Below are 14525 nucleotides of genomic sequence, written 5' to 3'. Positions count from 1 at the left end.
ATCCATGCGGTCGCAATGAAATCAGGCTCCGGCGTGCGCGCCGGAGCCCATGATCAGATGATGCAAGGGCATGAAACTGCAATGAATATTGAATTCGGGCCGGAGCTTGAGAGCTTCCGGCGGGAGGTCGCGGAGTTTCTTGACGTCGCGCCGACGCCAGCGATTCGCGAAGCCGGCAAAAAGACCACCAGCGTGTTCGCGCCTTTTGAGCAGGTGATGGCCTGGCACAGGATCCTGCACGCGAAGGGCTGGGCCGCCCCGGCGTGGCCGAAGGAATACGGCGGCACCGGCTGGAGCGTCGAGCAGCGCTACATCTTCGCAGAAGAATGCCGCAAGCGCGAACTGCCGCCGCTGCTGCCGAACGGTTTGCAGATGGTCGGCCCGATGCTGATCGAGCTTGGCAGCGAAGAACAGAAGCGCAAGCATCTGCCGGGCATTCTCTCTGGCGAGGACTACTGGACCCAGGGTTATTCCGAGCCCAACGCCGGCTCCGATCTGGCGTCGTTGCAGTGCTCCGCCGTGGCGGACGGCGATGATTACATCATCAACGGCTCCAAGATCTGGACCACCCTGGCGCACCATTCCAACCGCATGTTCATGCTGGTGCGCACCAGCAAGACTGGCAAGAAGCAGGAGGGCATCACCTTCCTGCTGCTGGATCGCACCGACTATCCGGGCATGGAAATCCGCCCGATCATCGGCCTCGACGGCTTCCCGGAGCAGTGCGAGGTGTTCTTCGACAATGTGCGCGTGCCGCAATCCGGCCGCGTCGGCGCGGAAAACGACGGCTGGTCCGTGGCCAAGCACCTGCTGAAGCACGAGCGCGGCGGCTCGGCCGCCAGCCCGGCCATGCTGCACGCCATCGCCCGCATCCGCGAGACGGCGCGGCAGACGCCGTCGCCGTTTGGCGGCGTGCTGGCTGATGATGCGGTGTTCCAGCGCGATCTCGGCGAGCTTGAGGCGGACGTGATGTCCTGCCGCCACTTCGAGCAGCTGGCCATCAGCGGCCACCCGCTGGCCCGCGACGCGGCTTACCCGTCGGTTAACAAGACCATGAACTCGGAGCTGTCGCAGCGCATCTCGATCATGATGACCCGCGTCTCCGGCATCGAAACCGTTCCGCAGCAGCTTGAGGCGCTGGTGGTTGGCTCGAACGTGGCGCCGCTGGGCGACGACTTCGACCTGATCGCCATGCCGTATTATCTCAACACCCGCGCGACCTCGATCTATGCCGGCTCCAATGAAGTGCAGCGCGATCTGATCGCCCGCACCGTGCTGGCCGCCAATCGGTGAGGACTGGAACATGGATTTCAATTTCACCGAAGAGCAGGTGATGCTGCGCGACGGCGTCGCGCGCTATCTCGACCGCAACTACGATTTCGACGCCCGCCAGGGCCTGCTGCGTTCGGGCGCGGCGTGGTCGAAGGAAACGTGGAGCCAGTTTGCCGAACTCGGCGTTCTGGCCCTGCCATTTCCGGAGGAGGTTGGCGGCCTCGGCGGCTCGGCCGCCACGCTGGTTCCGGTCGCGGAAACCTGCGGCGAGCATCTGACCGTCGAACCACTGGCCTTCGCCCTGGCGCTTGCTGGCGGCGCCCTGGTCGCGGCTGGCGACAACGCGGGCGCCCGCGCCCGCCTGGCTGATCTTGCCAGCGGCGCCAGCGTCGGCGCCTTCGCCTATGACGAGGGTCGTGGTCTTGCCGCTCCGGCGCAGATCGCCATGGCCGCCACGGCGTCTGGAGACGGCTTTACGCTGAATGGCGAGAAGCGGCTGGTGTTTGGGGCGGCGCAGGCTGATTTTCTGGTTGTCGCCGCCCGCGCCGCGGGCAAGGCAGGCGACGCGGCCGGGCTCGTGCTGTTGCTGGTGGATCCGAAGGCCGATGGCGTGACCTTCACGCCGTTCCGCACCCAGGACGGCCGCAGCGCCGCGCACGTGCGGTTCGACAATGTGAAGGTCGCCGGCGCCGACGTGCTGGTTCGCGACGCCCATGACGTGATCGTCCGGCTGGTCGCCGACGCCATCCTGCTGCTGGCGGCGGAAGCGGTGGGCGCCATGAGCGCGCTGATGCGCATCACCGGCGCCTACGCCACCACGCGCAAGCAGTTCGGCGTCGCCATCGGCACGTTCCAGGCGGTGGCGCACCGCCTCGCCGACATGAAAATCGCGCTCGCCAGGGCCCACGCCACGCTGACCTATTCGACGGCGCTGGCCGAAGCCGGCCGCCTGACGGCGCGCGATGTTTCGGTGCTGAAGGCCCAGGTCGGCAAGCTTGGCCGCGCCATCGCCGAGGCGGCGGTGCAGACCCATGGCGGCGTCGGCATGACCGACGAACTGTCGGTCGGCCACTACATGAAGCGCGTGCTGGCGTTCGAGTCGATGTTCGGCGCCGCCGACTATCATTTCCGCATGATCGGCCAGGCGGCCTGATCGCCGCTGCCTGAAGTCGCCGCCGGCTGTACGGCGCATGACCAGCATCGACAGGGTCTGGAGCCGGCGGCTCCAGACCCTGTTTTCGTTCCGCAAGACTTTCTTCAGTGGGAAATCATCCACGGCCGCGCGGTGGGGAAGCTTTTCGAGCCGTCCGGGCGGTGCAGGGTCTTGCGCGGGGCGAGCGTCTTGTTGCTGCAGCAGGAACAGCCGGCGCCGTGCTTGCGGGCGCCGGCTCCGGTCGGCCCGTCCTTTGACAGGCGGCGCGGCGCGTGGGCGCTGCGTTCATTGGTTTCGCAGGCGAAGCGGCGCTCGCTGCTCATGCCGGAGAGCATCGGCGTGCTGATGAAGGCGCGCGGGCTTTCCGCGCCGCAATCCGGGCAGGCGCAGGGGGCGGCGTAGCGGGCCATGCTAGTGAAGGCCACGAACGGGCCGCAGCCGGCGCATTCATAATCGTAGGATGGCATGGCGTTCTCCGGATGATGTCGCGGGACGGCATGGCGTCCGGTCGGGTTGGTTTTCTGCGTGGCCCCGGCGGCAGGCGCCGCGCCATTGTTCAGGTGTGAGGGCGGAAGCAGGGCCTCCGCCCCCTGGCCAGACCGGCGGTTACAGGTCTGGCGCCAGCGGCACGTCCACCGAGCCGTCCACCAGCTTCTTCGGGCCGTCGGGACCGGGCGTCAGGTCGCCCTCGAAGATGTCGGTCGGCAGCCACAAGGTGGCGCAGGCGTTGGGCACGTCGACCACGCCGGAGATGTGGCCCTGCACCGGCGCGGTGCCGAGAATGGCATAGGCCTGGGCGCCCGAGTAACCGAACTTCTTCAGATATTCGATGGCGTTGAGGCAGGCCTGGCGATAGGCGACGTTGACGTCGAGGTAATACTGCGTGCCGGCGTCATCCACCGAGATGCCCTCGAAGATCAGATAGTCGTCATACTTCGGCGCGATCGGCGAGGGGCGGAAGATCGGGTTGCGGATGCCGTATTTGCTCATGCCCTCCTTGATGAGGCTGACGCGGATGTGCAGCCAGCCGGCCATCTCGATGGCGCCGCAGAAGGTGATCTCGCCGTCGCCCTGGGAGAAGTGCAGGTCGCCCATGGAGAGGCCGGCGCCGGGCACATAGACCGGGAAATAGACCTTCGAGCCGCGCGACAGGTCCTTGATGTCGCAATTGCCGCCATGTTCGCGCGGCGGCACCGTGCGGGCGCCTTCCGCCGCCGCCCTGTCGCGCGCCTCGCCCTTCAGCGCCCCCATGTGGGCGGTGGGGCCGCCGTCCGGCAGGTTGGCGAGGCCGGGCACGCGGTCGGGGTTGGTGTCGAACAGCGCCTTCTCGCGGGCGTTCCATGCGTCCAGCATCTTGCGGTCGGGCAGGCAGCCGATCAGCCCCGGATGGATCAGGCCGGCGTAGCGCACGCCCGGCACGTGGCGGGACTTCGTGAACATGCCCTCGAAGTCCCAGATCGACTTCTGCGCCTCGGGGAAATAGTCGGTGAGGAAGCCGCCGCCGTTCTTCTTCGAGAAGAAGCCGTTGAAGCCCCACTGCATCTCTTCCTTGGCGCCGATATCGAGAATATCGACCACCAGCAGGTCGCCCGGCTCGGCGCCCTTCACGCCGATGGGGCCAGAGAGATAGTGCACCTGTGGCAGCTCCACGTCGCGCACGTCGGAGGCGTCGTCGTTGTTCCTGATCTGGCCGCCGGTCCAGTCATAACACTCGATCTTGAAATCATCGCCGGGCGCGACCCAGACGTTGATCGGAATGTCCGGGTGCCAGCGGTTGTGCACGTTCGCGTTGCTGTGCGGGTTTGCTGACAGGTCTACGGAAATCAGGGTCTCGGCCATGGCGTCCTCACGGTTGAACAACAGGGAAACAGGGAATTCAGACGGACAGGAACCGCTCCACCGCGGCGGCGTCGACGTCGGCGCGTTGCGCCTCGTGCACGAAGCGGCCGTTGTCGATGACGACGATGCGATCGGCCACGTCGAGGGCGAACGACAGCACCTGTTCGGAAACCAGGATCGACAGGCCGCGCGCGTCGCGCAGCTGCTTCAGCGTGCGGGCCATGTCCTTGATGATCGACGGCTGGATGCCCTCGGTCGGCTCGTCGAGCAGCAGGGTTTTGGGGTCGGAAGCCAGCGCCCGGGCGATGGCGAGCTGCTGTTGCTGGCCGCCGGAGAGGTTGCCGCCGCGCCGGCCGCGCATCTCCCACAGCACCGGAAACATGCTGTAGAGGTCCTGTGGCGCCTCGCGCCGGCCGGTGACGGTGAGGCCGGTTTCGATGTTCTCCTGCACCGTCAGGGCGGAGAAGATCATCCGCCCCTGGGGCACGTAAGCGACGCCGGCGGCGACGCGCTTGTGCGACTTGAGGCCGTTCAGCGGCGTCTGCGCCACCGACATCTCGCCGCCCATGGCGGGGATGATCCCCATCAGCGTCTTCATCAGGGTCGACTTGCCCATGCCGTTGCGGCCCATCACCGCGACGATTTCGCCGGGCGCCAGTTCGAGGTCGAGCCCGTGCAGCACTTCCGACGCGCCGTAGCCGGATCTGAGGTTGGCGATCTTCAGCATGGCTGGCTCCTTTCCTGCGGCGGCCCCGGGTGCACGCCGTGACCTGCGGACGCAATCCGGGCGTCGTTTCGTTGCAGGTTCAATGAAATCAGATACTTGCGGGTGACCTGGCTGGTTGACCCGGCGCGCCCGTCAGTGGCCCAGGTAGACCTCGGCCACTCTGGGATCGGCCTTGACGTGGGCCAGCGAGCCTTCGGACAGCAGCTTGCCCTGGTGCAGGACGGTGACGCGGGTGGCGATGTCCTCGACAAAGCTCATGTCGTGCTCGATGACGATGACGCTGCGGTCCTGGATGATGCGGTTGAGCAGTTCGGCGGTCTTGCGCCGCTCGGCCACCGACATGCCGGCCACGGGCTCGTCCAGCATCAGCAGTTGCGGGTCCTGGATCAGCAGCATGCCGATCTCCAGCCACTGCTTCTGGCCGTGCGACAGCAGCCCGGCCTTCTTCTCCAGCGAGTCATCCAGGAAGATCTGCTCCGCGATGTCGCGGATCCGGTCCCTCACGGCGGCGTCGCGGCGGAAGGCGAGGGCGCCGAATACGCCATGGCCCTTCGGGTAGCTGATCTCCAGGTTCTCGAACACGGTCAGATCCTCGTAGACGCTGGGCGTCTGGAACTTGCGGCCGACGCCGGCGTGGACGATCTGGTCCTCGCGCATCTTCAGCAGCTCCATGTCGCGAAACCGCACGGAGCCGCCCGTGGCCTTCGTCCGGCCGCAGATCAGGTCGAGCACCGTGGTCTTGCCGGCGCCGTTGGGGCCGATGATCACCCGGCACTCGTTGGGGGCGATGTAGAGGTTGAGCCCGTCAACCGCCTTGAACCCGTCGAACGACACCGTCAGGCCCTCGACCGTGAGGATGAAGTGGGATGGCTCTTCGAACATGATGCGATCCTCCGGTCAGACGTTCAGAGCGCGGCGCGGGCGGCGGCGTCTGTCATGGGAGTTGCGGGCAAAGGATTTGTCGACAGTGCGTTCAGGGTGGCGGCGCCGGGGCGGCGCCCGGCGGCGTCGCGGGTCAGGGGGGCGGGCTCGGGCGCTTCCGGGGCGTTCGGGTCCGCCGGCGTCGTCGTCTTGCGGCGCAGCAGGCGGGCCAGCAGCGGCTCGATGCGCTCAACCCACACCCCGGCGAGGCCGGACGGGAAGGCCATCACCACGGCGATGAACAGGGCGCCGAGGCCGAACAGCCACAGTTCGGGGAAGCTCTCCGAGAAGCTGGTGCGGGCCAGGTTGACCAGCAGCGCCCCATACACCGCGCCGATCACCGACAGGCGGCCGCCGACCGCGCAGAAGATCACCATCTCGATCGACGGCACGATGCCGACGATGGTGGGCGACATGAAGCCAACCTGCAGGGTGAACATCGCCCCGCCAACGCTGGCGAAGACGGCGCCGAGGCAGAAGACGAAGGTCTTGAAGGCGGCGACGTCGTAGCCGGAGAAACGCACCCGGTCTTCCTGGTCGCGCATGGCGATCAGGATGCGGCCAAGCTTGCTGCGCTGCACGAACAGGGCGAGCACGGCGGCGAGCAGCAGCAGGCCAGCGCAGACGAAATACAGCGTCACCCTGGCGCTGTCCGGCCGGATGTCCCAGCCGTGCAGGGTGCGCAGGTCGGTGATGCCGTTGACGCCGCCGGTGTAGCCCTGCTGGCCGATGATCAGGATGGTGGCGATGGCGGCGATGGCCTGGGTGATGATGGCGAAGTACACGCCGCCCACCCGGCGCCGGAACATGGCCGTGCCGATGATGAAGGCGAAGGCGACCGGCAGGGCGATGATGGCGATGAGGGTGAAAGGCAGGGAGTGGAACGGCTCCCACCACAGCGGCAGCGCCTTCAGCTGGTTCCAGTCCATGAAGTCCGGGATGCCGGGCGTCGACTGGATCTTCGTCGCTTCGGGCGTCGAGGCCTCCAGCTTCAGATACATGGCCATGGCGTAGCCGCCGAGGCCGAAGAACACGCCCTGGCCAAGAGAAAGAATGCCGCCCATGCCCCAGCACAGCACGAGGCCGATGGCGACGAAGGCGAAGCACAGATACTTGCCGAACAGGTTGAGCCGGAAGGCGTCGAGACCGAGCGGCAGCGCGACGAGCAGCAGGGCGGCGAGGAGGGCGAGGCCGATGATCTGGCGCCTCAGGCCTGGGTCGGATGCGGAAAAGGACAGGCGCATGGCGGTCTCCGGAACAGGCGTTCGGTGAATTCGGGATCCCGGGCGGCGGTCCGCGTCGCCCGGGAGAGGGCGTCAGTCGCTCACTTGCGCAGCTTCAGGGCGAACAGGCCCTGCGGGCGCAGCATCAGGATGCCGACGACGGTGAGCAGCGTGAGCACCTTGGCCATGGAGCCGGAGAGGAAGAACTCGAGGATCGACTGGGCCTGGCTGATGGTGAAGGCGCTGGCGATGGTTCCAAGCAGGCTGGCGGCGCCGCCGAACACCACGACAAGGAAGGTGTCGACGATGTAGAGCTGGCCGGAACTGGGGCCGGTGGAGCCGATCATGGTGAAGGCGGAGCCGGCGACGCCGGCGATGCCGCAACCCACCGCGAAGGTCAGCCGGTCCGTGCGCTCCGTGTCGATGCCCACGGCGCCGGCCATGGTGCGGTTCTGCACCACGGCGCGCACCTGGCGGCCCCAGGATGAGCGGTGCATCATCACGCCCACCGCGATGGAGATGGCCACGGCGATGCCCATCACCAGGATGCCGTTGATGGGAACCTCGATCGTATCGCTCAGCTTCAGCGAACCCATCATCCATTCCGGCATGGTCACGCCCACTTCGCGCGCCCCGAAAATGGTGCGGTAAAGCTGTTGCAGGATCAGCGACAGGCCCCAGGTGGCGAGCAGCGTGTCGAGCGGCCGCCTGTACAGCCGCCGGATCAGCGCCCACTCCACAAAGGCGCCCAATGCGCCGGCGACGAGGAACGCCGCGACCATGGCCACGGGGAAATAGACGTTGAACAGCGCGTGCGGCAGTTCGCCAAAGGCGCGCGACACCAGGTAGGTGACGTAGGCGCCGAGGATCATGAACTCCCCGTGCGCCATGTTGATCACGCCCATCTGGCCGTAGATGATCGCCAGGCCCAGCGCCATCAGCACGAACACCGAGAACAGGATCAGGCCCGAAAAGCCCTGCATCGCGAAAATCGACGCCAGTTCGGACAGGCTGTATTCACCAAACATCTTCCGTCCCCTTGTTCCGTCCCCTTGCGTTGGCGAGACGCGCCGGCCGGGCGATGCTCCGGCCAGGCAATGTATGAGGGTGGTCGCGCCGGTCAGACCGGCGCGATGGCGCTTACTGGTAGCCGGCGGGGAAGGGGTTGGGCTCGATCAGGTCCTTCGTCTCGAACACCACCTCGTACTGGCCGTTCTCCAGCGCCTTGCCGACGCGGGTCTTCGACCAGAGGTGATGGTTCTTGTGGACCTTGATCACGCCTTCCGGCGCGTTGGTCATCTCCAGACCCGGCGAGACGGCGCGCACCTTGTCGACATCGAAGGAGCCGGCCTTCTCCACCGCCATCTTCCACAGCCACGGCCCGAGATAGGCGGCCTGGGTGACGTCGCCGATCACCATGTCCTGGCCCCACATCTTCCTGAACGCCGCGACGAAGTCCTTGTTGGCCGGGTTGTCGATGCTCTGGAAGTACTTCATGCAGGCGTAGGCGCCCTTGATGTTCTCGCCGCCGATGCCGCGGATCTCGTCCTCGGTCACCGAGATGGTCAGGATGATCGGCTTTTCCCTGGACGGATCGATGCCGGCGGCGATCAGCTGCTTGTAGAACGACACATTGGAGCCGCCGACGACCACGGCGTAGATCACGTCCGGCTTGCGCAGCTTGATCTTGTTGATGACGCTGTTGAACTGGGTGTGGCCGAGCGGATAATACTCCTCGCCCACCACCTTCAGGCCCAGCTTGTCCTCGATATGCTTGCGGGCGATCTTGTTCGAGGTGCGCGGCCAGATGTAGTCGGAGCCGAGCAGGTAAAACGTCTTGGCGCCCTTGGCCTTCGTCACCCAGTCCAGACCGGCGATGATTTGCTGGGTCGCCTCCTGGCCGGTGTAGAAGACGTTCGGCGACTCCTCCAGGCCCTCATAGAAGGTCGGGTAGTAGAGCAGGCCGTTGTTCTGCTCGAACACCGGCAGCACCGCCTTGCGCGAGGCCGAGGTCCAGCAGCCCATCACCGCCGGAACCTTGTCGTTGACCAGAAGCTTGCGCGCCTTCTCGGCGAAGGTTGGCCAGTCGGAGGCGCCGTCCTCCTGAATGAACCGGATCTGCCGGCCGAGCACGCCGCCCTGGGCGTTGATCTGCTCGATGGCCAGCTTCTCGGCCTGCACCGAGCCGATCTCGGAAATGGCCATGGTGCCGGTCACCGAGTGCAGGATGCCGACGGTGACGTCCTTGTCGGTGACGTTGAGGCCCGTGGTGTTGACCTTTGCCGTCGGAAAGTCCTGGGCCCGCAGGTTCTTCGGCATGAACAGGGCGGCGCCAAGCGCGGCGCCGCCGAACATCATGGCGCGACGCGAAGGGCGGAAGGTTTCGTCGGTCATGGAGGCTCTCGCTGGCTCTGGCCCCGGTGGCGGCGTTGGCTGGCGCGGCGCGGGGGCGATTGTTGCGATCCGGAACGGTTGCTCTGGATTGACCTCATGCTGCCGGAGCTGATGGTGGCCGCGCATACGTGAAATTGCGTATCCGGCCGGCCGTAAGCTGCTGGAATCCATGAACCACGCAGCTTCATGCCCAAATGGCGGGCGCCGCCTTCAGCCGTTCGCGGGCATTTTCAGCGCCGGGCGGACAGGCGGTGAAACAGGCGCCACATTGCTGGCGCGGCTGCACAAATGTTCAGCACAGGCGGCGGCGGGGCGCGCCGGCGGGCCGGCTATGGTCACAGGCGCAAGCGGTCGCGCGCCCGCGCCCGTGAAATCTGCCGTGAGGCCCCATGCCGTGAGGCCCGTGAACCCCGCCGTGAGGCCCCTGGAAAAGCCGTACGCCATCGGAGCCTCCCGGCATGTGGCCGCGACGCGGGAGCGCCGGCGCTACAACCGCTGGGTCGCCGACGAGACCATGGAGGATTTCGCGCTTCGCTTCACCGCGCGGCGAGCCCGCCGCTGGCCGGCGGCCCGGGTCGCCGCCACGGCGCTCGGCTCCATCAGCTTTCTGGCGCTGGAGGCGATCGGCGCGGCGCTCACCCTCGCCTGGGGCGCCGGCGTCGCCGTCAGCGCCATCCTCACCGTCAGTTTCATCCTGTTCGTTCTCGGCCTGCCGATCTGCCGGGCGGCGGCCCGCGCTGGCGTTGACGTCGATCTGCTGACCCGCGGCGCCGGCTTTGGCTATCTTGGCTCAACCATGACCTCGCTGATCTATGCGGGGTTCACCTTCATTTTCTTCATGCTGGAATCGGCCATCCTGGCCGAGGCGCTGCGGCTGTTTCTCGGCGTGCCGGTCTGGGCCGGATTTCTCGCCGGCGCCCTGGTGGTGTTTCCGCTGGTGGCCGGCGGCATCAAACGCATTTCGGCTTTACAATCCGCCACGTGCTGGCCGTGGCTGATCCTGCACGTTATCCCTTTCGCCGCGTTGCTTTACGCTGGCGTGGCGCCGGACGCGCAAACCTGGCTGACTTGGCGACCGGAGGGCGCGCCCGTTTCGCCGGCCGTCGCCTTCGGCTCCGCCTGCGGCGTGCTGTTCGCGCTGGTCGGTCAGATCGGCGAACAGGTGGATTACCTGCGCTTTCTCCCCGAGGCGCGTGACGCCGCCGGGCGCCGGCGCTGGTGGGCGGCCCTGCTGCTCGGCGGGCCCGGCTGGATCATTCCAGGCGCCGTCAAGCTGCTGCTCGGCTCGTTCCTCGCCGTCATGGCGCTGAAGCTCACCGGCGTCGCCACGTCTGACCCTTCGGCGCTGTACCACACCGCCTTCGCCACGCTGAACCTGCCGGCCGGCGTCATCGTGCTGCTCACGGTGAGCTTCGTCGTGCTGTCGCAGATCAAGATCAACGTCACCAACGCCTGGGCCGGCTCCATCACCTGGTCGAACTTCTTCGCCCGCCTGACGCGCAGCCACCCTGGCCGCGTGGTCTGGCTGGCGTTCAACGTCGCCATCGCCTTCGTGCTGATGTGGGGCGGGGTGGTGGAAACCCTGGAGCGGGCCCTGCTGGTCTACGCCCATTTCGCCCTGGCCTGGATAGGCGCGGTGTTCGCCGATCTGGCCATTTCGCGGCCGCTGGGGCTGGCGCCGCCGGGCGTCGAATTCCGGCGCGGCTATCTCTACGACGTCAATCCGGTCGGCGTCGGCGCCATGGCCCTGGCCGGCGTCGCGGGGCTGGCCGCCGGCAGCGGCCTCGCCGGTGAAATCGCCCAGGCGTTCTCGTCATTCATCACCCTGGGGGTCGCCATCGCCGCCGCGCCGGCCATCGCCTGGGCGACGCGCGGCCGCTATTATCTCGCCCGTCAACCAGACGCGCTGGCCATTGGCGAATCGCGCTGCTGCATCTGCGACTATGGCTTCGATCAGGAAGACCTGTTGCGTTGCCCGTTCTACAGCGGCCCGGTCTGTAGCCTGTGTTGCTCGCTGGACGCCGCCTGCCATGACGCTTGCCGGCGTAGCGCCCGCATCGGCGCCCAGACCTACCGGGCCCTGCGCGCCGTGCTGCCGGCGGCGGCCCTCAATGGCGTGCGCTCGCTGGTGGGCCGTTTCATTATCTTCACGGCGTTGGCGGCGGCGGTGCTGGGCGGCATGATGATGGCGCTGGTCCGCGCCGGCGGCTCCGCCGATTTCGGTCGCGTCGTCGTGCTGGTCTATTGCCTGGCGCTGGTTTTCGCCGGCGTCGGCGTCTGGTTGCTGCTGCTCACCAACGACAATCGCATCAAGGCTTTTCGCGAGGTTCGCGATCGCACGGCGCGGCTGCTGCGCGAAATCCGCGCCCACCGCCGCACCGACGCCGCCCTGCGTGAGGCCACCGGGCGCGCCGAGGCCGCCAGCAACGCCAAATCCCGCTACATGGCCGGGCTGTCGCACGAACTGCGCACGCCGCTGAACGCCATCTACGGCTTTGCCCAGGTGCTGGAAAAGGCTGGCGACCTGCCATCCGAGCGGCGCGCCGCCGCCGGCGCCATCCGCGCCTCGTCGGAACATCTGGCCGGGCTGATCGAGGGCCTGCTCGATATTTCCAAGATCGAGGCCGGCCGGCTCGCCCTCAATGTCGATCTGGTCGACATCAACGCCTTTCTGGATCAGATTCGCCGCATCTTCGTCTCCAGCGCCGCCGAAAAAGGCCTGGTCTTCACCCTGCGGCTGGAAACCCCGCTGCCGGCCCTGGTGCGCATCGACGAAAAGCGCCTGCGCCAGATTCTCATCAACCTGTGCTCCAACGCCGTTTCCTACACGGCTACCGGCGAGGTGACCCTGGCGGTGCGTTACCGCAACGAGGTGGCGCGCTTCGAGGTCGCTGACACCGGCCCGGGCATTCCCCCGGAGGAGCAGGAGCGCATCTGGAGCCCGTTCCAGCGAGGCGCCGCTGCCCGCGCCGCCCATCACGCCGGCTCGGGCCTTGGCCTCACCATCACCCGCCTGCTGGTGGACGTGATGGGCGGCGAGATCGCCCTCGACAGCGCCCCCGGCAAGGGCTCCCGCTTCACCGTGCGCCTGATGTTGCCGGCCGAGCACGTTGCCCCACGCGAGGGAGCCCATGGGCCGGTGGTGCTGCATGAGCCGCCGGTGCTTCAGGCGCCGCCAGACGCCCGCGACATCATGGTGATCGACGACGACGCCGCGCAGCTACGCCTGGCGCAGATCCATCTGGAGCCGCTCGGCTTCATCGTCCACGCCGCCGCCAGCGCCGAGGCGGGGCTCGCCCTGCTGCGGAACGGGCAGGGCCTGCGCCCCCGGATGTTTCTGCTCGATGTCGATCTGCCGGGGATGAACGGCGTGGAAATGGCGCGCCAGCTCCGGCAGGACGGCTACGGTTCGGCGCCGGTGCTGTTCATCACCGGCCATGCCCGCGAGGCCGACGCCCTGGTGGGCGACGAGCACACCCCGGACAGCGTGCTGGTGAAGCCCTACCGGCTCGATGACCTGTCGGCGCGCATCGCCAGGCTGCTCGGCGACAGCGGCGGCGGCGCGGGGCAGTCCCGCCTGGACCGGCCGGCGATCGCCGCCGTGGACGCCGGCCCTTCCTCCGCCGCCGAATTGATCCGCCTGGCGGAGGAAGGGCGCGCCACCGCGCTGCGCAAGACCCTGGCCCACCCGCCGCCATGGCTCGATCGCAGCGCCCTCGACAGGATCCACGCCGCGCTCGACGTTTTCGATCTGCCCGCCATCGCCCGCACGCTAAGGGAACGCAACCATGAATCCCCAGGATCTGATCGTGCTGGTCGTCGATGACGATCCCACCGCGCTGAATGCGATTTGCATGGCGCTGGAGGAGGCAGGCTGCGTCGCCATTGTCGCCCGCGACGGGGCAGGCGCCCTCGACCTGGCGGCGCGCATGGCGCCGGATCTGGTGCTGCTCGACGCGGTGATGCCGGTTATGGACGGTTTCGAGACGTGCCGGCGGCTGAAGTCTGGCCCCCAGGCCGTGGACGCGCCGGTGATCTTCATGACCGGCCTTGGCGATCCCGCCGACGTGCTGCGGGGGCTGGAGGCGGGCGGCGTCGATTATGTGGTCAAGCCGATCAATCACGAGGTGCTGCTGGCGCGCATCACCGTTCACGCCCTCAACGCCCGGCGCATGCGCCTTGCCTCCGGCGCGCTCGACCAGGCGGGCCGCCCGGTGCTGGCGGTGGAGGCGGACGGGCGGGTGGTGTGGGCGACGCCCGGCGCCGTGCGCCTCCTGGCGAGGGACGGCGGCGCGGCCGGCGCGCTTTTGCCGGCGCCGGCCGGGCCGTGGATCAGCGCCGCGGCGACCCGGCCGGTTTCCGAGGTCCAGCCGCTGAATTGCGACGGCATGCGCCTGACCTGCCTGGGGCGCGGCCGGCGCGGCGAGATCATCATCCAGGCCCACGCCGGAGACGAGGGCGACGACATCGCCAGGTTACAGCAGCGCTTCGGGCTGACCGGCCGTGAGGCCGAGGCGCTGCTGTGGCTGACCGCCGGCAAGACCAACCAGGAAATCGCCGAGAATCTCGGCCTGTCGCGCCGCACCGTCGACAAGCATCTGGAACAGGTGCTGGAAAAGCTCGGCGTCGACAACCGCACCGCGGCGGCCATTGTCGCCGACCGGTTTCTGGAGCACGCCCGCCCTCCGGCCTGATCGCCGCCGCCCGTGCAATTGACACCGGCCGCGCCGCGTCCTAATCCGGCCGGCGACGGTTCCATTGAATGGATCAAAAGGGAACGCAGTGCGGCTGGTTTTTCAGTCAATTCTGCGGCTGCCCCCGCAACTGTAAGCGGCGAATCTTCCGCCATGACGCCACTGGAAACCTCGGTTCCGGGAAGGCGGCGGCAGGTAACGACCCGCGAGCCAGGAGACCTGCCGTCAGCCGTGGTCACACGCGAGCCCATGGAGCGGGGTGCTTCCGTGGCGGGTCGTTTCTGAAACCCGCGCTGGCGGGT

At 67.6% G+C, this 14525-nt stretch carries 11 protein-coding genes and 1 riboswitch; of the genes, 4 read left to right on the top strand and 7 right to left on the bottom strand.

Features of this window, described 5'->3' with window-relative positions:
• The first annotated feature begins 81 nt into the window (after window positions 1-81).
• Window positions 82-1293, top strand: a complete 1212-nt coding sequence (locus tag EV666_RS03495) for an acyl-CoA dehydrogenase family protein (RefSeq protein ID WP_132003175.1) — start codon at window positions 82-84, stop codon at window positions 1291-1293.
• A 10-nt stretch (window positions 1294-1303) separates the two neighbouring features.
• Window positions 1304-2425 (top strand): acyl-CoA dehydrogenase family protein, encoded by a 1122-nt coding sequence (locus EV666_RS03490; protein WP_132003172.1) that lies wholly within the window; start codon window positions 1304-1306, stop codon window positions 2423-2425.
• Between the two features lie 104 nt (window positions 2426-2529).
• Here EV666_RS03490 and EV666_RS03485 read toward each other — a convergent pair whose 3' ends face one another.
• From EV666_RS03485 to urtA, 7 genes are all read right to left on the bottom strand, one after another.
• Complete coding sequence (locus EV666_RS03485) at window positions 2530-2892, bottom strand: FmdB family zinc ribbon protein (RefSeq protein ID WP_132003169.1); 363 nt, start codon at window positions 2890-2892, stop codon at window positions 2530-2532.
• A gap of 139 nt (window positions 2893-3031) precedes the next feature.
• Window positions 3032-4264 (bottom strand): formamidase, encoded by a 1233-nt coding sequence (gene fmdA / locus EV666_RS03480; RefSeq protein ID WP_132003167.1) that lies wholly within the window; start codon window positions 4262-4264, stop codon window positions 3032-3034.
• 37 nt (window positions 4265-4301) lie between these two features.
• On the bottom strand, window positions 4302-4991 hold the full coding sequence (gene urtE / locus EV666_RS03475; protein WP_132003164.1) for an urea ABC transporter ATP-binding subunit UrtE: 690 nt from the start codon (window positions 4989-4991) through the stop codon (window positions 4302-4304).
• A 132-nt stretch (window positions 4992-5123) separates the two neighbouring features.
• Window positions 5124-5873 carry an urea ABC transporter ATP-binding protein UrtD gene (gene urtD, locus EV666_RS03470; protein WP_132003161.1) on the bottom strand — a complete coding sequence of 250 codons (750 nt, stop codon included), beginning with the start codon at window positions 5871-5873 and terminating at the stop codon, window positions 5124-5126.
• A gap of 23 nt (window positions 5874-5896) precedes the next feature.
• Window positions 5897-7156, bottom strand: a complete 1260-nt coding sequence (urtC, locus tag EV666_RS03465) for an urea ABC transporter permease subunit UrtC (RefSeq protein ID WP_132003158.1) — start codon at window positions 7154-7156, stop codon at window positions 5897-5899.
• A gap of 80 nt (window positions 7157-7236) precedes the next feature.
• Window positions 7237-8163: an urea ABC transporter permease subunit UrtB gene (urtB, locus tag EV666_RS03460; RefSeq protein WP_132003155.1), complete on the bottom strand. Its 927-nt coding sequence runs from the start codon at window positions 8161-8163 to the stop codon at window positions 7237-7239.
• A gap of 112 nt (window positions 8164-8275) precedes the next feature.
• Complete coding sequence (gene urtA, locus EV666_RS03455) at window positions 8276-9529, bottom strand: urea ABC transporter substrate-binding protein (protein WP_132003152.1); 1254 nt, start codon at window positions 9527-9529, stop codon at window positions 8276-8278.
• Between the two features lie 415 nt (window positions 9530-9944).
• Between urtA and EV666_RS03450 the strand changes: the two genes are divergently transcribed.
• On the top strand, window positions 9945-13355 hold the full coding sequence (locus tag EV666_RS03450) for a hybrid sensor histidine kinase/response regulator (RefSeq protein ID WP_207906325.1): 3411 nt from the start codon (window positions 9945-9947) through the stop codon (window positions 13353-13355).
• Complete coding sequence (locus EV666_RS03445) at window positions 13318-14223, top strand: response regulator transcription factor (protein ID WP_132003146.1); 906 nt, start codon at window positions 13318-13320, stop codon at window positions 14221-14223. The genes EV666_RS03450 and EV666_RS03445 overlap by 38 nt, the downstream gene beginning before the upstream one ends.
• A 39-nt stretch (window positions 14224-14262) precedes the next feature.
• Window positions 14263-14464, top strand: a riboswitch (cobalamin riboswitch).
• The last annotated feature ends 61 nt before the right edge of the window (window positions 14465-14525 follow it).

The sequence above is a fragment of the Camelimonas lactis genome, from assembly GCF_004342915.1.
Taxonomy (GTDB): Bacteria; Pseudomonadota; Alphaproteobacteria; order Rhizobiales; family Beijerinckiaceae; genus Camelimonas; species Camelimonas lactis.
This window is presented reverse-complemented; position numbering and strand designations above follow the sequence as displayed.